At 62.6% G+C, this 21,396-nt stretch carries 20 protein-coding genes; 9 read left to right on the plus strand and 11 right to left on the minus strand.

The features are described 5' to 3' along the window. Nucleotides 1-164: 164 nt before the first annotated feature. Entirely contained in the window at nt 165-1,313 is a 1,149-nt protein-coding gene (locus tag ABQZ00_RS12080; protein ID WP_323538224.1) for an acyl-CoA dehydrogenase family protein, read from the minus strand. A 123-nt stretch (nt 1,314-1,436) separates the two neighbouring features. On the opposite strand from ABQZ00_RS12080, the gene ABQZ00_RS12085 reads away from it, so the two are divergent. From ABQZ00_RS12085 to metH, 4 genes are read left to right on the plus strand one after another with little or no spacing between them, the layout of a single operon-like run. Next, on the plus strand, nt 1,437-2,429 hold the full coding sequence (locus tag ABQZ00_RS12085) for an ArsR/SmtB family transcription factor (RefSeq protein WP_323538223.1): 993 nt from the start codon (nt 1,437-1,439) through the stop codon (nt 2,427-2,429). Beyond that, entirely contained in the window at nt 2,429-3,568 is a 1,140-nt protein-coding gene (locus ABQZ00_RS12090) for a homocysteine S-methyltransferase family protein (protein ID WP_323538222.1), read from the plus strand. The genes ABQZ00_RS12085 and ABQZ00_RS12090 overlap by 1 nt, the downstream gene beginning before the upstream one ends. Further along, entirely contained in the window at nt 3,565-3,966 is a 402-nt protein-coding gene (locus tag ABQZ00_RS12095) for a hypothetical protein (protein WP_323538221.1), read from the plus strand. Before ABQZ00_RS12090 ends, ABQZ00_RS12095 begins: the two co-directional genes overlap by 4 nt. After that, nucleotides 3,963-6,716, plus strand: coding sequence for a methionine synthase (gene metH, locus ABQZ00_RS12100; RefSeq protein WP_323538220.1), 2,754 nt, complete (start codon nt 3,963-3,965; stop codon nt 6,714-6,716). Before ABQZ00_RS12095 ends, metH begins: the two co-directional genes overlap by 4 nt. Nucleotides 6,717-7,088: 372 nt before the next feature. Here metH and ABQZ00_RS12105 read toward each other — a convergent pair whose 3' ends face one another. The 5 genes from ABQZ00_RS12105 to ABQZ00_RS12125 all read right to left on the minus strand — a co-directional run bounded on the left by ABQZ00_RS12105 (nt 7,089) and on the right by ABQZ00_RS12125 (nt 13,036). Further along, nucleotides 7,089-8,294 carry an AGE family epimerase/isomerase gene (locus tag ABQZ00_RS12105; protein ID WP_323538219.1) on the minus strand — a complete coding sequence of 402 codons (1,206 nt, stop codon included), beginning with the start codon at nt 8,292-8,294 and terminating at the stop codon, nt 7,089-7,091. After that, on the minus strand, nt 8,291-9,277 hold the full coding sequence (locus ABQZ00_RS12110; protein ID WP_323538218.1) for a carbohydrate kinase family protein: 987 nt from the start codon (nt 9,275-9,277) through the stop codon (nt 8,291-8,293). The genes ABQZ00_RS12105 and ABQZ00_RS12110 overlap by 4 nt, the downstream gene beginning before the upstream one ends. After that, complete coding sequence (fucP, locus tag ABQZ00_RS12115; RefSeq protein ID WP_323538217.1) at nt 9,274-10,584, minus strand: L-fucose:H+ symporter permease; 1,311 nt, start codon at nt 10,582-10,584, stop codon at nt 9,274-9,276. Before fucP ends, ABQZ00_RS12110 begins: the two co-directional genes overlap by 4 nt. Nucleotides 10,585-10,597: 13 nt before the next feature. Next, a complete protein-coding gene (locus tag ABQZ00_RS12120; RefSeq protein ID WP_503064276.1) occupies nt 10,598-11,737 on the minus strand; it encodes a LacI family DNA-binding transcriptional regulator in 1,140 nt (379 codons plus the stop codon). Nucleotides 11,738-12,187: 450 nt separating this feature from the next. Beyond that, on the minus strand, nt 12,188-13,036 hold the full coding sequence (locus tag ABQZ00_RS12125) for a transporter (protein ID WP_503064289.1): 849 nt from the start codon (nt 13,034-13,036) through the stop codon (nt 12,188-12,190). A gap of 516 nt (nt 13,037-13,552) precedes the next feature. On the opposite strand from ABQZ00_RS12125, the gene ABQZ00_RS12130 reads away from it, so the two are divergent. Beyond that, nucleotides 13,553-14,587: a S1 family peptidase gene (locus tag ABQZ00_RS12130; RefSeq protein ID WP_323538215.1), complete on the plus strand. Its 1,035-nt coding sequence runs from the start codon at nt 13,553-13,555 to the stop codon at nt 14,585-14,587. A gap of 225 nt (nt 14,588-14,812) precedes the next feature. On the opposite strand, the gene ABQZ00_RS12135 is transcribed toward ABQZ00_RS12130, so the two are convergent. The 5 genes from ABQZ00_RS12135 to ABQZ00_RS12155 form a co-directional block, all read right to left on the minus strand. Then, nucleotides 14,813-15,550 carry a DUF2058 domain-containing protein gene (locus ABQZ00_RS12135; RefSeq protein WP_323538214.1) on the minus strand — a complete coding sequence of 246 codons (738 nt, stop codon included), beginning with the start codon at nt 15,548-15,550 and terminating at the stop codon, nt 14,813-14,815. Between the two features lie 18 nt (nt 15,551-15,568). Then, on the minus strand, nt 15,569-15,805 hold the full coding sequence (locus ABQZ00_RS12140; RefSeq protein ID WP_024939344.1) for a SlyX family protein: 237 nt from the start codon (nt 15,803-15,805) through the stop codon (nt 15,569-15,571). After that, complete coding sequence (locus ABQZ00_RS12145) at nt 15,798-17,144, minus strand: UDP-glucose dehydrogenase family protein (RefSeq protein WP_055844814.1); 1,347 nt, start codon at nt 17,142-17,144, stop codon at nt 15,798-15,800. The genes ABQZ00_RS12140 and ABQZ00_RS12145 overlap by 8 nt, the downstream gene beginning before the upstream one ends. Before the next feature lie 24 nt (nt 17,145-17,168). After that, nucleotides 17,169-18,140 (minus strand): FKBP-type peptidyl-prolyl cis-trans isomerase, encoded by a 972-nt coding sequence (locus ABQZ00_RS12150; RefSeq protein ID WP_323538213.1) that lies wholly within the window; start codon nt 18,138-18,140, stop codon nt 17,169-17,171. A gap of 90 nt (nt 18,141-18,230) precedes the next feature. Beyond that, complete coding sequence (locus ABQZ00_RS12155; protein ID WP_323538212.1) at nt 18,231-18,788, minus strand: glutathione peroxidase; 558 nt, start codon at nt 18,786-18,788, stop codon at nt 18,231-18,233. A gap of 135 nt (nt 18,789-18,923) precedes the next feature. Here ABQZ00_RS12155 and ABQZ00_RS12160 point away from each other — a divergent pair, with 135 nt between their 5' ends. From ABQZ00_RS12160 to ABQZ00_RS12175, 4 genes are read left to right on the plus strand one after another with little or no spacing between them, the layout of a single operon-like run. Continuing rightward, nucleotides 18,924-19,172, plus strand: coding sequence for a hypothetical protein (locus ABQZ00_RS12160; RefSeq protein WP_055844822.1), 249 nt, complete (start codon nt 18,924-18,926; stop codon nt 19,170-19,172). A 2-nt stretch (nt 19,173-19,174) separates the two neighbouring features. After that, nucleotides 19,175-19,537, plus strand: coding sequence for a GntR family transcriptional regulator (locus ABQZ00_RS12165; RefSeq protein WP_005988451.1), 363 nt, complete (start codon nt 19,175-19,177; stop codon nt 19,535-19,537). Then, the gene (locus ABQZ00_RS12170; protein WP_115527501.1) at nt 19,534-20,409 is read left to right on the plus strand and encodes an ABC transporter ATP-binding protein; all 876 of its coding nucleotides are present in this window, start codon (nt 19,534-19,536) and stop codon (nt 20,407-20,409) included. Before ABQZ00_RS12165 ends, ABQZ00_RS12170 begins: the two co-directional genes overlap by 4 nt. After that, complete coding sequence (locus tag ABQZ00_RS12175) at nt 20,406-21,392, plus strand: ABC transporter permease (protein WP_323538211.1); 987 nt, start codon at nt 20,406-20,408, stop codon at nt 21,390-21,392. Before ABQZ00_RS12170 ends, ABQZ00_RS12175 begins: the two co-directional genes overlap by 4 nt. Nucleotides 21,393-21,396 lie beyond the last annotated feature (4 nt).

A 21,396-nucleotide genomic window follows, 5' to 3' on the forward strand; every position in this document is an offset into this window, starting at 1 on the left:
CGGCAGCGCTGGAGTGCGGACGACCTCAGCGCAGCCCGGTTTCCCCGCGCGCGATCACCAGGCGTTGAATTTCAGACGTTTCTTCGTAGATCTCGGTGATCTTGGCGTCGCGGAGAGCGTTCCAGCGTTGCCGCACCTGCGGCAGCGCTGGAGTGCGGACGACCTCAGCGCAGCCCGGTTTCCCCGCGCGCGATCACCAGGCGTTGAATTTCAGACGTTCCTTCGTAGATTTCCGTGATCTTGGCATCGCGAAAGTAGCGCTCCAACGGCATCTCTTTCGAGTAACCCATGCCGCCGTGGATTTGCACCGCCTGGTGAGTGATCCACATTGCCGCCTCCGAGGCGGTGAGCTTCGCGACCGCCGCTTCGGTGCCGAACTTTTTACCCTGCCCCTTGAGCCAGGCCGCACGCAGCGTCAACAGCAACGCAGCATCCAGCTTGCACTTCATGTCGGCGATCTTGGCCTGGGTCATCTGGAAGGTGCCGATGGCCGCGCCGAAGGCCTTGCGCTCCTTGACGTACGTAAGCGTGGCTTCATACGCGGCGCGCGCAATGCCAACCGCTTGCGAGGCAATCCCGATGCGCCCGGCATCGAGCACGCTCATCGCGGTCTTGAAGCCCTCGCCTTCCACGCCCAGCACGTCGTCCGGCTGCGCCACATAGTCGGCGAACTCGATCTCGCAAGTGGCCGAGGCGCGAATGCCCAGCTTGGGCTCGGTCTTGCCGCGATGAAAGCCCGGTTTGTCGGTGTCGACCATAAAGGCAGTAATGCCGCGCGAGCCCTTGTCAGGCTCGGTCACTGCAAACAACACAATGTACTTGGCCACCGGGCCGGAGGTGATCCAGCTCTTCTTGCCGTTGATGACAAAGCTGCCATCGGCCTGCTTGACCGCGCGGCAGCGCATCGCCGATGCATCCGAGCCGGACTGCGGTTCGGTCAGCGCAAATGCGCCGATATGCGTGCCTTCGGCAATCGCGCGCACGTACAGCTGCTTCTGCACCTCGCTGCCGTTCTTCAGGATGCCGGTGCAGAACAGCGAGTTGTTGACCGACATGATGGTGGAGTGCGCGCCGTCGCCGGCCGCGATCTCGATCATCGCCAGCGCGTAGCTGATCGGGTCCATGCCGGCACCGCCGTACTCGGCCGGCACTTCGATGCCCATCAGGCCGTTTTCGCCCAGCAGCCGGATGTTGTCCAGCGGGAACTCGCCACTGCGATCGAACTGTTCGGCGCTGGGGGCGATCTTTTCCTGGGCGATCCGGCGGGCCACGTCCTGGATCATCAGTTGCTCTTCGGTAAAGCTGAAATCCACGTTCGACCCCTTCCGGTTATTGACTGAGCGGCCATTGTAGCCACAACCATTCGCATGCGTATGTAGTTGACCCAACACCCCGCCGGGCCGAAAATATCTCCATATCGCGATATAGAGATATTCATGGATCTGGAAGACTGGTCGGCGCGCCTGAAAGTGTTTGCCGACGCCACCCGGGTACGCCTGCTGGCGCTGCTGGAACAGGAAGAACTCACCGTGGCCGAACTGTCGGCCATCACCCGTCTGGCCCAGCCGCGCGTGTCCACCCATCTGGCCAAGCTCAAGGAAGCCGGGCTGGTGCGCGACCGCCGCGCCGGCGTGTCGGCGTATTACCGCTTCGACGAAGTGTCGCTGGACCCGGCCCAGCGTGCGCTGTGGCTGGCGCTGAGCACGGGCAGCGACGACCCGCTGCTGCGCCAGGATGCCGAGCGCGTGGCGGCCGTGCTGGCCAACCGCGCCGCCGACCAGAACTGGGCCGATTCGGTGGCCGGCGACATGGAGCGGCACTACTCGCCCGGTCGCACCTGGGAAGCGCTGGCGCGCACCGCCCTGCCCTTGCTGGAAACCGGCGACGTGCTCGACATCGCCTCCGGCGACGGCGTGCTGGCCGAACTGGTCGCCCCGCACGCCACCCGCTACATCTGTATCGACACCAGCGCACGCGTAGTTGCCGCTGCCAGCGAGCGCCTGCGCAAACTGCGCAACGTGGAAGTGCGCGAAGGCGACATGCATGCGCTGCCCTTCCCCGACGCCAGCTTCGACCTGGTGGTCCTGATGCACGCGCTGACGTATGCCGCAAAACCGGCGCAAGCGGTGGCCGAATCCGCACGCGTGTTGCGCCCCGGCGGGCGATTGCTGCTGTGCAGCCTGGCCAAACACGAACATCGCGCGGCCGTGCACGCCTATGGCCACGTCAATCTCGGGTTTGCCGCCAAGGAACTGCGCAAGTTCGTCGAAAAAGCCGGGCTGGATGTGTCCAGCCTGGAGACGGTGACGCGCGAAAAACGCCCGCCCCATTTCGAAGTGATCTCGTTGATTGCGATGAAACCGGGAGTCGGAAGTCGGGAATCGGGATTGGTTGACAACAACAGCACGAGTGCGCGGAGAGCTGGCTGATGACATCCCTGACAATCGCAAATTCCGAACCCCTAATCCCGTTCTCGCTGCCATGGCTGCGTCCGGACCGTGCAGCCAAACTCACTGCCGCGCTGCGCGAACGCATCCTCATCATCGATGGCGCGATGGGCACCATGATCCAGCGCCACGATCTGCAGGAAACCGACTATCGCGGCACACGGTTTGCCGAGGGCTACGACAGCGCGCATGTGCATGGCCCGGGCTGCGATCACGCCCACACGCAGGAAGGCCACGATCTGAAGGGCAACAACGATCTACTGTTGCTGACCCGCCCCGAGATCATCGCCGGCATCCACCGCGCCTATCTGGATGCCGGTGCCGACCTGCTGGAAACCAACACGTTCAACGCCACCTCGGTCAGCCAGGCCGACTATCACCTGGAACACGTGGTGTACGAATTGAACAAGGCCGGCGCGCAAGTGGCGCGCGAATGCTGCGATGCCGTCGAAGCGCTGACGCCGCACAAACCGCGCTTTGTGATCGGCGTGCTCGGCCCCACCAGCCGCACGGCGTCGATCAGTCCGGATGTCAACGATCCCGGCTACCGCAACACCAGTTTCGATGCATTGCGCGAGACCTACCGCGAGGCTGTCGAAGGCTTGATCGACGGCGGCGCCGACACACTGATGGTGGAAACCATCTTCGACACGCTCAATGCCAAGGCCGCGCTGTACGCGATCGAAGAAATCTTCGAAGCACGCGGCGGGCGCTTGCCGGTGATGGTCTCCGGCACCATTACCGATGCGTCCGGTCGCACGCTGTCCGGGCAGACTGCCGAAGCGTTCTATGCCTCGGTTGCGCACGGGCGGCCGCTGTCGGTGGGCCTGAATTGCGCGCTGGGCGCCAAGGATCTGCGCCCGCATGTGGAAACGCTGGCGCAGATCGCCGACGCCTATGTCAGCGCGCATCCGAACGCTGGGTTGCCGAATGCGTTTGGCGAATACGACGAAACGCCCGAGGAAATGGCCGAGACGCTGCGCGAATTTGCCCAGTCCGGCTTGCTGAATCTGGTTGGCGGTTGCTGCGGTACATCGCCGGACCACATCCGCGCAATTGCCGAAGCGGTAGCGGATCTGCCGCCGCGGCAGTTGCCGGGTGCGCAGGAGCTGGCAGCGTGATGCAGTACGTTAGCCCTCATCCGGCGCTGCGCGCCACCTTCTCCCGCACGCGGGAGAAGGACAGCACATTGCTCCGCACGTGGACGAAAGCTCCCTTCTCCCGCACGCCGGAGAAGCACGACACATTGCTCCGCACGTGGATGAAAGCTCCCTTCTCCCGCACGCGGGAGAAACACGGCACATTGCTCGGCACATGTACAAAAGCTCCCTTCTCCCGCACGCGAGAGAAGCACGGCACATTGCTCGCCACGTGGATGAAAGCTTCCTTCTCCCGCGCGCGGGAGAAGGTGCCCGAAGGGCGGATGAGGGCCATCTCGATCCGCGCCCTGCCAACCGCCAACTATCATCGCCTCGCCTGGACATTCGCCACGTCCGACGCCCGCCAGAGCATCGCATGAGCACTCCCCGCTACACCCGCCTGTCGGGCCTGGAACCGCTGGTCATCACGCCGGACCTGTTGTTCGTCAACGTCGGCGAGCGCACCAACGTCACCGGCAGCGCGCAATTCCGCAAGCTGATCAAGGAAGAGCGTTACGAAGAAGCCGTGGACGTGGCGCGCCAGCAAGTTGCCAATGGCGCACAGATCCTCGACGTCAACATGGACGAGGGTCTGATCGATTCCGAAAAGGCGATGACGCGCTTTCTCAACCTGATCATGTCCGAGCCGGATATCGCGCGTATTCCGGTGATGGTGGATTCGTCCAAATGGACGGTGATCGAAGCCGGCTTGAAGTGCCTGCAAGGCAAGAGCGTGGTCAACTCGATTTCGTTGAAAGAAGGCGAAGCGCTCTTTATCGAACAAGCACGCAAGGTGCTGCGTTATGGCGCCGCCGCCGTGGTCATGGCCTTCGATGAAGTGGGCCAGGCCGACACCTGCGCACGCAAAGTGGAAATCTGCACGCGCGCCTACAAAGTGCTGACCGAGCAAGTGGGTTTTCCGCCGGAAGACATCATCTTCGACCCGAACATCTTTGCCGTGGCCACCGGCATCGAAGAGCACGATAACTACGCAGTGGACTTCATCGAGGCGACGCGCGAAATCAAACGCACGCTGCCGCACTGCCATATCTCCGGCGGCGTGTCGAATGTGTCGTTCTCCTTCCGTGGCAACGAGATGGTGCGTCAGGCGATTCACTCGGTGTTTCTGTTCCATGCGATCAAGGCCGGCATGGACATGGGCATCGTCAATGCCGGTGGCATGCCGATCTACGACGAGCTGGACCCGGACCTGCGCGAGCGCGTGGAAGACGTCATCCTCAATCGCCGCAAAGATGGTACCGAGCGGCTGCTGGAAATCGCCGAACGCTACAAGGGCAGCAAGGGTGCGGCCAAGGTCGAAGACCTGGCCTGGCGCGAAAAACCGGTGCGTGCACGCCTGGCGCATGCGCTGGTGCACGGCATCGATGCCTATGTGGAAACCGACACCGAAGAAGCGCGCCAGCAATCGACACGCCCGCTGGATGTGATCGAAGGCCCGCTGATGGACGGCATGAACGTGGTCGGCGACCTGTTCGGCGCCGGCAAGATGTTCCTGCCGCAGGTAGTCAAATCCGCGCGCGTGATGAAAAAGGCCGTGGCCTATCTTCTGCCGTACATCGAAGCGGAAAAACTGCGCACCGGCGACGTTGGCAAGTCCAACGGCAAGATCATCATGGCCACCGTGAAAGGCGATGTGCACGACATCGGCAAGAACATCGTCGGCGTGGTGTTGGCGTGCAACAACTTCGACGTGGTGGACCTGGGCGTGATGGTGTCTGCGCAGGTGATCCTGGACCGTGCGCGCGAAGAAAATGCGGATCTGATCGGGTTGTCCGGATTGATTACGCCCTCGCTGGAAGAAATGTCGCATGTGGCGCGCGAAATGCAGCGACAGGGTTTTGATATTCCGTTGTTGATCGGTGGCGCCACCACCTCGCGCGCGCACACCGCGCTGAAGATCGACCCGCATTACGCCGCACCCACGGTCTGGGTGAAGGATGCCTCGCGTGCGGTAGGCGTTGCGCAATCGCTGATTTCGCGCGACCTGCGTCAGGCCTTCGTCGCTGCCAACGAGGCCGACTACGCCGAGATCCGCGCACGCCATCGCAACCGTGGCGATGCAAAACGGCTGGTGTCGTTGGAAAAGGCACGCGCCCAGCGTTTCGATGGCGATTGGGCTAACTACACACCGCCCACTCCGCGTCAGCCTGGCCTGCACGTATTCGACGATTACCCGCTGCAAGAGTTGATTGAGCTGATCGACTGGACGCCGTTCTTCCAGGCGTGGGAGCTGGCCGGCAAATTTCCGGCCATCCTCAGCGACGAGATCGTCGGCACCCAGGCCAGCGAGCTGTATCGTGACGCGCGACGTATGCTCAAGCAAATCGTCGACGAAAAATGGCTCACCGCCAAGGCGGTGTTTGGGCTGTGGCCGGCCAATGCAGTAGGCGACGATGTTGTTGTACTGACCGAGCCGGCAGAATCGGGAATCGGGAATCGGGAATCGCAAGGCGATGCATCGGCACCCGACCATTCCCGATTCTCCATTCCCCATTCCCTGCATTTTTTGCGCCAGCAAGTCGACAAACCCGTCGACCGTCCCGACTTTTGTCTGGCCGATTTCATCGCACCCAAGAGCAGCGGCAAGCAGGACTGGATCGGCGGGTTTGCGGTCACTGCCGGCATCGGCATCGACCCGCATGTTGCGCGTTTTGAAGCGGCGCACGACGACTACAACTCAATCCTGCTCAAGGCATTGGCCGATCGCCTGGCCGAGGCACTGGCCGAGCGCCTGCATCAGCGTGTGCGCACCGAGTTCTGGGGATACATCGACAACGAAGAGCTCGACAACGAAGCCTTGATTGCCGAACGCTATCGCGGCATTCGCCCGGCACCCGGTTACCCCGCATGCCCGGAACACAGCGAAAAACGCACGTTGTTCGATCTACTCAATGCCGAACGCAACACGGACATGTCGCTCACCGAGAGCTTTGCGATGCTGCCCACTGCAGCGGTGTCCGGGTATTACTTCAGCCATCCCAAAAGCCAGTATTTCGTGGTCGGGCGGCTGGGCAAGGAACAGGTCGCCGACTACGCCAAGCGCAAGGGCATCACGCTGGCATTGGCCGAACGCTGGCTGGCATCGAATCTGGATTACGACCCGGAATAACACCGGGCCGGCATCGCCATCAGCGGCCAACCCAACAACGTAGGAGCGCACCAGGGCGCGATGCGGCCTTACCGATAAAACCCCATCGCGCCCTGGTGCGCTCCTACATCACGGCGCGGCCGCACAGACGGCCGCGCCCTATTACACCCGCATCAAACTGCTGGGCGAAACACATACAACACGTTGCAGGACACACGCATGGTGCGGCACCCGAATAACACCGGGCCAGCATCACCGCAAGCAGCGACCAACCAACGTAGGAGCGCACCCGGGCGCGACAAGGCTTTACCGATAAAGCCCCATCGCGCCCGGGTGCGCTCCTACATCACGGCGCGACCGCACGATAGACGGCCGCGCCCTGTCACACCCGCATCAAGCTGCTGGACGCAACACGTTCAACACTTCGTAGCACGCGCCCATGGTGTGGTAATCGGTCTTGCCGGCCGGGCTCTTCTCGTCGCTGTACTTGCGGTTATCCGCATCCAGAATGCGATACCACGCGCCGTAGCGGTGGTCGACCATGTGGGTCCAGGAGTACTCCCACAGCTTGTCGTACCACTGCCAGTAGTGCGCATCGCCGCTGCGCTGCGCCAACAAGGCAGCTGCAGCCAACGACTCGGCCTGCACCCAGAAATACTTGTCGTCATCGCACACCTGCCCGTCAGGTGCGAAGCCGTAATACAGCCCGCCGCGCTGCGCATCCCAGGAGCGATCCACCGCAACATCGAACAGATGTTGCGCAGTCGGCAACAACCAGTCTGTCGGCGCGTAGCGATCCAGCAGCATCAGCAGCTTGGCCCACTCGGTCTGGTGACCCGGCTGGAAGCCCCAGGGGCGGAACAGATGCTTGGGGTTATCGCGGTTGTAGTCCCAGTCGATGTTCCATTGCGGGTCGTAGTGCTCCCACACCAACCCATCGGCCTTGGCCGCCTGGCGTCGGGTCATGGTGTCGGCCAGCTGCAGCGCACGATCCAGATAGCGCTGCTCGCCGCTGGCCTCGTAGGCGGCGATCATCGCCTCGCACATGTGCATGTTGGCGTTCTGGCCGCGATAGCGGGTGAAGTTGAACTGCGCATCGGCCTCATCGCGATACAGGCCGAATTCCGCTTCCCAGAAGTACTTTTCCAGCAGCTGCCAGGTTTCGTCCATCCATTCGCGCGCTTCGGCAATACCGGCTTTCAGGCCGCACGAATACGCCAGCAGCACGAACGCCACACCGTAGCAGTGGTTCATGTCGTCTTCGACCACGCCATCGCGCAGCGTCCACGCATACCCGCCAGTGGCCGCATTGCGGTGCACGTTGCGCAGATACTCCAGGCCGTGACGCACCGCTTGCAGATACTCGGCATTGCCGAATTCGCGATAGGCCATCGCGTAGTTGAAGACGAAGCGCGTGCTGCTCACCAGATGCCGGTGGCCGGCATCGTAGATGCTGCCGTCATCCTTGAAATACTGGAAGAAGCCACCGGCCGGGTCGATCGCGCGCGGGTGATAGAACGCCATGGTGTCGGCAATATGCTGGCGCAACACATCGGCCGAGCGGAAATCGGGGGCGGGAGATGCGGGCAACGGGCTCATGCTTGTTCCTGGATCAGAGAATGGACTTCATCGATGCTGGGCATCGCGGCGAACGCGCCTTTGCGCGTCACTGCCAGTGCACCGACAGCGGCCGCGAAACGAATCACCTGCGTCATCGCCGCAGCATCGCCGCACAGGTGTTCAAGCGTGCTCGCACGTGCGGCCAGCTGATACAGCAGACCACCGACGAACGCATCGCCAGCCGCGGTGCTGTCGCGCACCTGTACAGTGAACGCCGGCACCTGGCCAGAATCCACCCGTGTCTGCCAATGCACCGGGCCACCGCCGTCGGTGACCAGCAGCCAGCGCGCGTTGCCCTGCCACAGCTTCTGCGTCACCGCGCTGGCATCGCTATGCAAGGTGCCGGCCAGATACTCCAGTTCTTCGCGCGAGAGCTTGACCACGTCGGCCAGCGCCAACGCTTCCCACAGCAACGCAGCCGGGTCCACATCCTGCGGCCACAGCATAGGGCGCAGATTGAGATCCAGGCTGACGATGGCGCCGTCGGCACGCGCGCGGCGCATGCCGTCCAGCGTGCATTGCGCGATCGCATCCTCGGTCATGCTGTTGGAGCACACGTGCAGCACCGCTGCCTGCGCAAACCCATCGGCGGCAAAGTGCTCCGGACGGAACAGCAGGTCCGCTGCCGGTGGCCGGTAGAAGCTGAAACTGCGCTCGCCGGCGTCGTCCAGCGCCACAAACGCCAGCGCGGTCTTGGCTTCATCGGTGCGCACGATGCCATCGGTGACAACACCGGCCTGCTGCAGACTCTGCAACAGGAAATCGCCAAACATGTCACGCCCGAGCATGCCCACAAAATGCGCAGCGCCGCCGAGCTTTGCCACCGCAACCGCCACGTTGGCCGGCGCACCGCCGGCATATTGCGCGAAGGTGCGCGCGTCATCGGTACTGGCCTGCGGCAAGGCCAGCATGTCGATCAAGGCTTCGCCGAAGCAAACCAACTGGTTCTTGGCAGCACTCATGCGCGCGCCTCCGCCAGTGCGCCGCGCAAACGCGAACCCCAGATGCCGTAAAACACGATGTACAAGTAGCACACCAGCGGCAGCACGAACGACTCATGCAGGCCGATGCGATCCGCCAGCAAGCCCTGCAGATACGGCACGATCGCGCCACCCACAATGGCCATGATCAACAGGCTGGATGCGCGCCCGGTCAGCGGACCGAGCCGCTCGATGCCCAGGGTAAAGATGGTCGGGAACATGATCGAGTTGAACAGCCCGATCGCCACCAGCGCATACACCGCCAGCATGCCGCCACTGGCCATGGTCAGGCCCAGCAGCAAGGCGTTGATCCCCGCAAATACCGACAGCAGCACGCGTGGCGACAGCTTGGCCAACAACGCCGAACCGATGAAGCGGCCGATCATCGCCAAGGTCCAGTACGCCGACACATAGGTAGTCGCCTCGCGCTCGGTGAACCCGCCGATCTCAGGCAACGAGAAGTAATTGACCATCAGGCTGCCGATCGCCACTTCTGCGCCGACATAGAAGAAGATCGCCAGCACACCGAAGCGCACATGCGGGTGACGCAGCGCATCCAGTAGCGAATGCTTGCTCTCTTCCTTCTGCGCGCCGGCATCGGTCAACGTGGGCAGACGGAACAGAAACACGAAGATCGCCAGCAAAAACAGCACCACGCCCAGCCCGATGTAGGGGCCTTGCACGGCCTGCGCTTCCTGCACGCGATAGGCCAGCTGCTCGGCCTCCGGCAACGCCTTGAGCTGGTCGCCGCTCATCACCGTGTTGGAGAGGATCAACCAGCCGCCCAACAGCGGCGCAATCGCGGTCCCCAGCGAATTGAGCGCCTGCGCCAGGGTCAGCCGGCTGGAGGCACTGCGCTCCGGACCCAGCAACGCGACATACGGATTTGCCGCCACCTGCAGGATGGTGATGCCGGTGGCAAGCACGAACAACGCCCCCAGAAATGCGCCATACACGCGTAGTTCCGCCGCAGGCCAGAAACCCAGCGCACCGACCGCCGCCACCGCCAGCCCAGCGACGATGCCCTGCTTGTAGCCCAGGCGATTCACCAGCCAACCGGCCGGCAACGACATCAGGAAGTACGCACCGAAGAAGGTGAACTGCACCAGCATCGCCTGCGCAAAGTTCAGCTCGAACACCGCCTTCAGATGCGGAATCAGGATGTCGTTGAGGCAGGTGAGAAAGCCCCACATGAAAAAGATCGTGGTGACCACCGACAACGCGACGCCGTTGTTGACGGGCGCCTTGTTGCCGCTTGGCACAGTGGATTGCGTGGAAAGGGAAACCATAGGAGTTGCCTGGTCAGCGGCCTGAGGCCTTGGTGGGGGAATGGGCGGGAGAATCGCTTACGGGATGTTGCGAAGACACAGAGAGGAGTGAGGGCGCGCAGGCGCTACTCGCGCGGACCTTCAGCGCCACTGCAGCGGTGAGCCGCTGCGACGCCAGGTCCGGGCTGCCGATGCGCTGCAGCACCAGCTGCGCAGCTTGCCGGCCGCGCGCACGCGGATCGGCCGCCAGCGTGGTCAACGCCGGGGTAAACAACGCGGCTTCGGCAATATCGTCGAAGCCAGTCACCGCGAAGTCGCGGCCCGGAACGATCCCATGCATCGCCAGCGCGGCCATCAGGCCAAGCGCAACGCTGTCGTTGTAGCAAACCGCCGCGGTCGCGGCATGGTCGGCATTGTCGAGCATGCGCGTGCCACACAGTGCGGCGTCCTGACGATTGGGCGCCGACTCGACGTACTGCACCGTCAGACCCGCGCCGGACATCGCGCGCGTATAACCGGCGCGGCGCTGCCGGCACGAGCTGGATTCGGCATGCCCGCCGAAAAACACGATGTGCCGATGACCTTGTTCAATCAGATGCGTGCAGGCCAGAAACGCGCCCTGTTCGTTGTCCAGCGCCAACAGGTCCCAGCCGGCGCCTTCCACCTCACGATTGAACAACACCACGTTGCGCTGGCGGCCCAGCACCTGCGCCAGCGCCTGCGCCTGGCTGCCCTCGGCGGGCGATAGGATGATCCCGGCCGGCGTGTGCTCCATCAACGAGGTCAGCACCGCCTGCTGCCGCTGTGTGGACTCGCCGGTACTGCCCAGCAGCGTGACGTAGCCGGCCGCACCCAACGCTTCGTCGACGCCAGCTGCAAACTCCGCGAAAAACGGGTTGGACAGATCATTGATGACCAGCGCGATGCTGGACGAGGTGCGCTGGCGCAGATTGGCCGCGGCCCGGTTGTAGACGTAGTTTTGCCGATCCAGCTCGGCTTCCACCCGCGCGCGCGTATTGGCATGCACCAGCGGGCTGCCGCGCAGCACCAGCGACACGGTTGCGCGCGAGACGCCGATTGCGCCTGCGATGTCGCGCAGCGTCACCGCGCCACGCCGTGCCGGGCGTACTTCGCCAGCCTCCGGCGCAGCCGAGGCCTGCTTGGGACGCGTCAAGCGCTGGGACCCGCTGAGTGAAAAACGCGCATGTAGTGGACTGGAATTGGATCGATCCAATTAAGCCTTTTCCCGCCATTCAATGCATGCGGCAGTGCAGCATGGGACGCGCAGATGCCAGCGGCGCAACTGTGGCCGGTCAATGGCACCGAGCCGCATCAGTCTAGACAAACAGCTTACTGCAGCTTCTGGCAACCGCAGCGTGCAGTCGCGATCTGTGGATGGCACGCGCGTTGCGCCGTGCGCCCCGCCCCGCTCCACGCGCGTCGATTGATCACCCACACGTCTGACAGACCGCCGTGACGCGCAGCCGAGAGATCTGCTGCAGTCACGCAAGCGTCCGAAATCCAAGCGACCGCGCCGTTACCCCAGCAACGCCAATGTAGGGCCGCCGCAATGCCAGGACTCGCGCCGCGCTGTCGCACGCGTGCCCGGGCTACTATTGACCCGTTACTGAAACGCGATCGACAAGCCGATCCCACCCTGCCAATCCGGGCTTTCCGAGGTCAGCCCGCGCAGCACCGAAACATCCAGCTGCATTGCGTGCGGCAGTTGCCAGGCACCGCCGGCGCCCGCCACACGCGAATGCTCGCTGCCGGTATCCAGGCCCGCTTCTACGTAACTGCTGAAATGCGCGCCCGAGAAGAACGTGTAATTGGGCGAAAACGTCCACGTGTGCCCATCGTTATCGCGTGCGTAATTGACGTACAACGCCAGCGCGCGCTGCTGCGCCAGATCCCACGATGCAGTCACCCCGAGCTCGCGCGAATAGCCATCGCTGAAGGCAGGGCTGCCGGTCGGCACGCGATAGGTGCCCAGTGCCGCCCAATGAAAACTCTCCGATCGCGACGGCAAGGCGACCTTCAACCCGACCTGGCTGTCGCCACCGCCGTGCGCGCGCGCACCACCACCGTGCTGCCAGTTGTAACTGTCGCTGCCCAGTTGCAGCTCCACATGCTCGGACACCCCAAGACGCAGCACGGTGTCGGCGGTGTACAGCGTCGTGCGCTGACCATCCGCACGGTCGGTACTCGCATCCGGCAAGCCCTGCTCCCATGCGAACGCGCCAGGCTGCAGCACCTCGGCAGCGAACGGGATACCAGGACGGTCGAACGCCGGGGCGTCTTCCGACTGCGCAAATGCCTGCGAACTCACACCACAACAGAGCGCAAACACGACGCCGGCCGACGCAAGCAGGCGACCGGCATGCAAACGCAGCGCATCAGGTGCGGCCGATGAAACCGATTCGCCAGCGCAGGACTTCATGCATTTGGAGGATGTGGACATATGCAGCACCAATCGGGAAGTGAGCCACAACGCAACAGGCACCAAGCCTGTCTGCGCCACTCTGTAGAGGCGCGCATAGTGCGGCCCCGGCCGTGACCGGCCTGTATAGCGAATGTACTCCCGGCACTGGTCCGCAACCGGCGGCTGGAAAGGAAATCCGACCAGATCCACCGCGACGCCCGGAATCGATAAGACATTGCCATTGTTCGCGCTGCCTGTCTTCCAACAGGAGTGCGTCAATGGAAGGCTCAGGCGGCGATCGATTGTTAGGTGGCTGGCATCGGCTTGGTGTTGGTGTTCCGCTTGCATCCACCGCATCGCCGGCTGACACTTGGCAGGTCACTTCATCGGACGGTCAACGTGGCAAGCCCCGCATCGGACGCAGCACCAGACAACACGGTCGTCGACGCCTCAGCCCACCTGGCCACCTTCGTTGGTCCATCCTGGCCTAACCAGTCAATCAAGCCGACGTACCTACGGCACGCGGCTTACTTCCGGCATTAGGGTGCACACGCGACAGGACGCAACATGGAAGTTCTAAAAGCGACTTTCGGCCCAAGAGAGCCGGGAACTAATTGGCAAATCGTCGCATTGGACTCGCTCCAGGCACATCCTGTGACCGCTCAAAAACTTGGTCTCTCCCGAGTCAAGGACGGGGTTCACCTAGCTGGGGAAAGGTCATTCGGCCCGATTTCATACTACTTAGGTCAGAGCATTGTCCCGATCGTTGCGCTATCGAACGATTTGTCGTGGATGAAATGCATTGGCACGGGCTTCTTCGTTAGCTGTTCTGGGCTTCTCGTTACAGCAGCACACGTAATTGCCGATCCGATCGAAAGCGACTATGCCGAATCTAGAGAAGTGTCCAGTTCTATATGGCAATCGGATGTAGTGACACTTGGGGTGATGGTCCCAAGCAATCCCATCATGGAACCAAGCGGCTACGTCTTTCGTCACCTTGAATGGGCCACGTTTCTGGCTGAAAAAGCAGACTCTCCGCTACCGTTTGGGCGTTCTCATCTCAAGCTAAATGCAGACATCGCTATCTGCAAAGTCCAACAACCAGAGCCACGAATACCCTATCAACCACTGGCCCTAATTCAGAAAGGTATCAACGGTTTTGGAGCTTCCGTTGGGAAGGACGCTACCGCTATTGGCTACGGCGAGATGAGAGATCACATCCAACTCAAGGTCAACGGGCATCAAGTCATATGTGACCTACCATTTCAACTAAACATCTCGACGGGAGTCGTGCTTGAGCACTTCGTAGACAACGCAATCAGCCGCGCCTCGCCGTCTCCCGGCCCTTGCTTTTCCGCGTCTCTACCGCTGCCACCAGGAATGAGTGGTAGTCCGATATTTGACCATGAAGGAATCTATGTGCATGGCGTCGCTAGCATGGGCCTGTCGGACTCAGATGGCCCCACCGATCATGGTTACGGCTCAATGCTGGCACATGCGATTCACATGCCAATTGCGGCACTGGAAAGCCGCAGCCTTGCCGACATAACGCGAGCAGGGGATTGCGGCATGATGATCATGCAGGGCCCCGGAGACATCTAAGTTCGCCCTAACAATTCGTCCAAGCCGACACCGCTTCGCGGCGCGGATTAACTCAGGTGTTCGACCGAGCCCAGGCGCAGCATGTAACGGTCAATGGCGCGATGTAAAACGGGCTGCGCCACCACGACGCAAACGCACCCAACGTTGCGTGGCCCGCGAAACCACCACAAACAACAAGGGCACCCGACAGGTGCCCTCGTGTCACACCACCAGTGGATTGCGGTGTTACCAGACCAGATCGTCGGGCACCTGATATTGGGGATCGGCGTACGGGTCGTCGCCTGCCGGCGCATTCGGGTCCACCTTCAGGGCCACCGACGGTGCGAACACGGATTCGGCCTCGGCGAGTACCTCGGCCGTCACCAGCAGATAGCGCCCATTGAGTTGCAGCACGCCCAGCTCGCCGGCATTGAGTGCCTTGAGCTGATCGGCGGTGACGTAGATGCGCTTGATCTTGCCGCCATACGGGAAATGCCGCGCGATGTCGGCATCGGCATGGTTCAAGCCCTTGTCCTTGAGCAGCTCCTCGAGCTTGGCCTTGGCTTCGCGACGCAGGCGTGCTTCTTCCTGCTTTAGGCGCTCGGCTTCGATGCGCTCGTCTTTTTCGCGCTGCGCACGGATCGCATAGGCCTTGGCCAGGTCGATGTCCTCGCGCGTGCGCGCCGGCCTGGGGCCACGCCGGTCGGCATTTGGATGTTGGGGGCGTGGCGACGCTGCCGGCTTGCCATCGTGGCGCCGGTCGGGCCTGCCATCGCTTTTGCGTTCGCTGGTTGCATCGGTCGCCGCAGCGGCGTGTGGCCGCTGCGGTCCCCTGCCCTGGCCACCCGGCCTGTTGCCGCCAGGTGCGGGCTTGCCACCGTTGCCATGGTGACGCGCGGCAGGCCGTGCGTCGGGTTTGCGTTCGGGCTTGGGCGCGGACTTGAAGCCCAGGCCAAGCAACTGGTCACGTAAGGTATCGCTCATGGCGGTGGCAATCTGCAATCAATAGTGCGGAGGCGGCGGTTCGTCCGCTGCATCGGCAAACAACGTGGAGCGCACCTTGCCCAGATCCTCGAGCAGGTGGCGGATCAGCTCGGCATTGCGGGCACCCGTCAAACGGGCGTCCGCAAGTGCTTCACTCAGTTCATTGAGCGCCTGCTCCTGAAAGGAGAGGCGCGTTTCCAGTTCCACCAACCGCGCGTCCAGTTCCTGGTCGCGCGGCGAGAGTTGCTCATGCATGCAACGAACGGCCTCGTCCGATGGCGTAGTAAGCAAGACCTGCGGCTTCGATTTCCTGCGGGTCATACAGGTTGCGGCCGTCGAACACGACGTCGTCCTTCAATGCCTGCTTGATCTTGCCGAAATCCGGACTACGGAACTGCTTCCACTCGGTGACAACAACCAGTGCGTCGGCGCCTTCCAGTGCAGCAAAGGCTTCGTCGCAGAAGGTCAGGTCGTCGCGCTCGCCGAAGATGCGCTTGGCCTCGTGCGTGGCTTCCGGGTCGTAGGCACGCACGGTGGCGCCGGCTTCCCACAACTGCGCCATCAGACGACGGCTGGAGGCCGCACGCATGTCGTCGGTATTGGGCTTGAACGCCAGGCCCCACACCGCGAAGGTCTTGCCGGCGATGCTGCCGCCTTCGCCACCGTAATGACGCTGCACCAGTTCGAACAGGTGCCCCTTCTGCGCGTTGTTGACGCTTTCCACCGCGTTGAGCAGGGTTGGCTGCATGCCGTACTGCTCTGCGGTCTTGGCAAGCGCCTGCACGTCCTTCGGGAAGCACGAGCCGCCGTAACCGGCACCGGGATAGATGAAGTGCCAGCCAATGCGCGGATCAGAGCCGATCCCGTTACGCACGTGCTCGACGTCCGCACCGACACGCTCGGCAATATTGGCGATCTCGTTCATGAAACTGATCTTGGTCGCCAGCATCGCGTTGGCCGCGTACTTGGTGAGCTCGGCCGAACGCACGTCCATTTCCACAATGCGATCGCGGTTGCGATTGAACGGGGCATACAGACGACGCATGCGTGCGATCGCAGCCGGCTTCTTGGCGCCGATCACGATCCGGTCCGGACGCATGCAGTCGGCCACCGCATCGCCTTCCTTCAGGAACTCGGGGTTGGAGACGACATCGAATTCGTGGTCCACGCCACGTGCGTCCAGCTCTTCCTGGATCGCCGCGCGCACCTTGTCGGCGGTCCCGACCGGCACCGTTGACTTGTTGACCACGACCGACGGGCCGTCGATATGGCGACCGACAGTGCGCGCAACCGCCAGCACGTACTGCAGGTCGGCACTGCCATCTTCGTCCGGCGGCGTGCCCACAGCGATGAAGGTGATTTCGCCGTGCGCAATCGCCTCGGCGGCGTCGCTGGTGAAGCGCAACCGGCCAGAGGCATGGTTGGCTTTCACCATCGGCTCCAAGCCGGGTTCGTAGATGGGAATCACCCCACGATTGAGACCATCAACTTTCGCCTGGTCGATATCCACGCAGATAACGTGATGACCTACTTCCGCCAGACAGGTACCGGTGACAAGACCAACATAGCCGGTACCAAAGATCGCAACTCGCATGGGTGGGGGTACTCCTGTGGGGGATCAGGGAAGGATACCCATCAGTTCGACATCGAACGTCAACGTTGCGTCCGGTCCGATCGGCCCCCCTTGCGTGCCGTTCGGGCCATAGGCCAAGTTGGATGGAATCCAGAAACGATATTTCGAACCGACCGGCATCAATGCGACGCCCTCGGTCCAACCGGGAATGACTTGATCCAGACCGAACTCGGCCGGCTGGCCGCGCTGGTACGAACTGTCGAAGACCTGCCCGTCGAGCAGCTTGCCTTCGTAGTTCACACGGACCTTGTTGGTCCGCATCGGGCGCTCGCCGCTGCCCTGGCGCAGCACCATGTACTGCAGGCCGGACGCGGTGGTGATCACGCCTTTCTCGGTTTTATTCTTGGCGAGGAAGGCATTGCCGTCTTCGCGATTCTTGGCGCCGGCAGCGCCCTGCTTGGCAGAGGCAAAGGCCTGCATGGTGGCGGCCGCTTCCTGCTGGGTCAGACGCGTGGTGCCCTTGGCGAACACGGTACGCACCGCTTCCATCAGGGTCGACAGATCGATCTCGTCCTTGATGCCGGCGAGCGACGGACCAACCGCACGGTCGCCCAGCATCAAGCCGACATTTTCCTTGGACGGGGTGGCCGGCGCGGAGCCTGGCGCCATGCCCGGCACCTGCTGACCATTGCGGGCAGCCAGCGCGGTGCGCAATGCGGTATCGGTCGCCTGAGTCTGCTCATCGGACAACAGCGGCTTGCCACCCTTGAATGCATTTTCGATGGCGCGTTGCATCGCGCTCAGATCGATGTCCTGGGCAATCGGCTCGAACGAGCGCGCTACATCCATACCGATGGCGTAGCTGACGTTGTCGCGCGTGCTTTTCTCAGACGATGCATTCAAAACTGGCTTCTCCTTGGTGGCCGCTGCGGCCGGTTGCTGCGACATCGCCGGCATCGAAGCCGTCATTGCCACCATCAGTAGCGACGCCGCCGCGCCGCGCTTTCCGATCTTCATTCGATGCACTTCCCGAAAGTGAAAAGACACGCCACCGACGGCGCTGAACACGCATTGTCGCATGCGCACGCGGCGTTGCGAGAGCCGCGCTCAGCGCGACGGCGCAGTGAGCTCGCGTTCGATCGCCGCCAGCACGCTCGGATCGTCCGGTTTGATCTTGCTGGGGAACTGCGCTACCACGCGCCCGTCGCGTGCAATCAAATACTTGTGGAAGTTCCAACCCGGCGCCACGCCCGTTGCCTGCGTCAAGCGCTGATACAGCGGCGTCGCTTCTTTGCCCAGCACGTGCACCTTCTCAAACATCGGGAACTTGACGCCATAGGTCAGTGTGCAGAATTCCTGGATCTGCTTCTCAGATCCGGGTTCCTGTCCCTGGAAATCGTTGGATGGAAAGCCCAGCACCGCAAACCCACGGCTGGCGAAGCGCTGGTTGAGCGCTTCCAGACCTTCGTACTGCGGTGTGTAGCCGCATTTGCTGGCCGTATTGACCACCATCACTACCTTGCCGCCGTAACTCTGGTTCAGGTTGATTGGCGCTTTGCCAGCCAACGGGCGGTAGTCCAGATCCAGCAGCGGCGCCCCGGCGGCCATGGCCGAGCTTGCAAAAAAGCCAGCGAATACAACGACCAATAGACGTTTCAGCAGCATTGGAAGTTCCTCGAAGGTGATTTGGCACCCCGGTCCGCGTGGGGTGCCATCAGTTGGGTATGACAGACAGTTGACTGCCTGCGTGTCGGTGTTATAGTTGAATACAACACCAGTCATCCAACGCAGGGGGAAAGCATGAACAGCACACGTGTCACGCGACCAGTTCCGCTGTTGCTGTTCGGCAGCACCCTGTTTGCCATTGGTTGGCTGGGAGCCGCTTCCAGTCAGGTCACGGAGTCCGGCGCCGATTATGGCGTGTCGGAGGCGGTTACGGAAAACGCGACAACTCCCCCCGAGGAGCGCACCCGGCCTGGCCGGCACCTGCGCGCTTCGCTGTCGATGCCCTATTTCTCCTTCGCGCAGGTTCTGCGCCCACGGAGCTGATCATGAACGACATCCAATGGAGCGACGGCGCTCCCATCTACCGCCAACTCAAGGAACGGGTCATTGCCATGATGCTCGATGGAATCCTCAAACCTGGCGACGCACTGCCTTCGGTGCGCCAGGTCGCGGCGGACTATCAACTCAATCCCATCACCGTCTCGCGCGCCTACCAGGAGTTGGCCGACGAGAACCTGGTGGAAAAACGCCGCGGCCTGGGCATGTTCATGACCCCGGAAGCTGCACAGAAGCTGCGCGGAAGCGAACGCGACCGCTTCTTGAATGAAGAATGGCCGGCGGTGCTGGAACGAATCCAGCGCCTGGGCCTGTCCATCGACGATCTGTTGCCACAGGGGAAAACACCATGACCGCCGTCTCCACCGACCATGTCGTCGACGCACGTGGGCTACGCAAGACCTACAAACATCGGCTGGCGCTGGACAACACCAGCTTCACCATCGCCGCCGGCCGCATCGTCGGATTGATCGGCCCTAACGGCGCCGGCAAGACCACCGCGCTCAAGGCCGTGCTGGGGCTGACCGACTTCGACGGCGACTTGAAGGTGCTGGGCATGGACCCGCGCACCGAGCGCAACGCGCTGATGAACGAAGTCTGCTTTATCGCCGACGTAGCGGTGTTGCCGCGCTGGCTACGGGTGGGCGAAGCGATCGACTTTGTGGCGGGGGTGCATCCGCGCTTCGATCGCGCCAAGTGCGAGCGTTTTTTGGCCAACACCCAGCTCAATCGCAAATCGCGGGTCCGCGAATTGTCCAAGGGCATGATCGTGCAGCTGCATCTGGCGCTGGTGATGGCCATCGACGCGCGCATTCTGGTGCTGGACGAGCCCACGCTGGGCCTGGACATCCTGTATCGCAAGCAGTTCTACCAGCGTTTGCTGGAGGATTACTTCGACGAGCAGAAGACCATCATCGTCACCACCCACCAGGTCGAAGAGATCGAACACATCCTCACCGATGTGATGTTCATCCGCGACGGCCGCATCGTGCTCACCGCCGACATGGAAGACGTTGCGCAGCGCTACACCGAAGTGCTGGTCGGTGCCGAACACCTGGAGACTGCGCGCGCCCTGACCCCGATCGACGAACGCGCCCTGCCCTTCGGCAAGACCGTGATGCTGTTCGATGGCGTGCCCAAGGATCAGCTCGCCCGCTTCGGCGAAACCCGCAATCCCGGCCTGGCCGACCTGTTTGTTGCCGTCATGAAGGGGACCTACGCATGAATGCCATGACCAACCACGCATCGCCTGCCCGTACCTTCGGCTGGCTACTCAAACGCGAATACTGGGAACACCGTGGCGGCTTCGTCTGGGCGCAGGTGATCACCGGCGGCATCGCGGTGTTCTTTGCGCTGCTGGGCGCGGTGATCGGCGCGATCAGCGCGCGTCGCAACATGACCGGCGACAGCATCCGGATGGACGATCTGGCCGAATACACGCGCACCTTGGGCCAGGTCGGCGACGGGCTGCTGCTCGGCGGCATCGGCATCGCCTCGGTGGTCCTGGCGTTCGTGGTGTTCTTCTATGCGCTTGGCAGCCTGTACGACGATCGCCGCGACCGCAGCGTGCTGTTCTGGAAATCGTTGCCGGTGTCGGACGTACAGACCGTATTGTCCAAGGCCGCCTGGGCCTTGCTGCTGGCGCCGCTGATTTCCATCGTGATCGGTACGGTGGTCGGCCTGGCGTTATGGTTGATCGCCATCGTTGGCGCCTCGATCGCAGGCGTGCCCAGCCCCTGGGCGTTGGCTACTCACTCGCACCCGTTCGCATTGTTGTGGCTGCTGTTGAAGACCGTGCCGATGAGCCTGTTGTGGTCGCTGCCGACCATCGGCTGGCTGATGTTCTGCTCGGCGTGGGCCGGCAGCAAGCCGTTCCTGTGGGCGGTGCTGTTCCCACTGCTGGCCTGCGTGATGTTGAGCATCCTATCGGCGATGCCGGGCGTGTCGCTGCCGATCGGCGGGATCTGGTACGTGGTCGGCTATCGCGGCCTGCTCAGCGCCTTGCCTGGTACGTGGTCGCCGCTTGCCGTCAGCGGCAACCTGGACAGCAGTGCGCTGCAAAACCCCAGCGACCTGGTGCAATGGGCCTTGCAGCACACCGACAGTTCGCGTGTTTACGGCGACCCGGACATCTGGATCGGTGCCGCCATCGGCATCGCGCTGATCGCCGCTTCCATCTACCTGCGCCGTCGGCGCTCCGAAGCCTGAAGGA

The organism is Xanthomonas sp. WHRI 10204 (assembly GCF_040202875.1).
In the GTDB taxonomy this organism is placed as follows: domain Bacteria; phylum Pseudomonadota; class Gammaproteobacteria; order Xanthomonadales; family Xanthomonadaceae; genus Xanthomonas.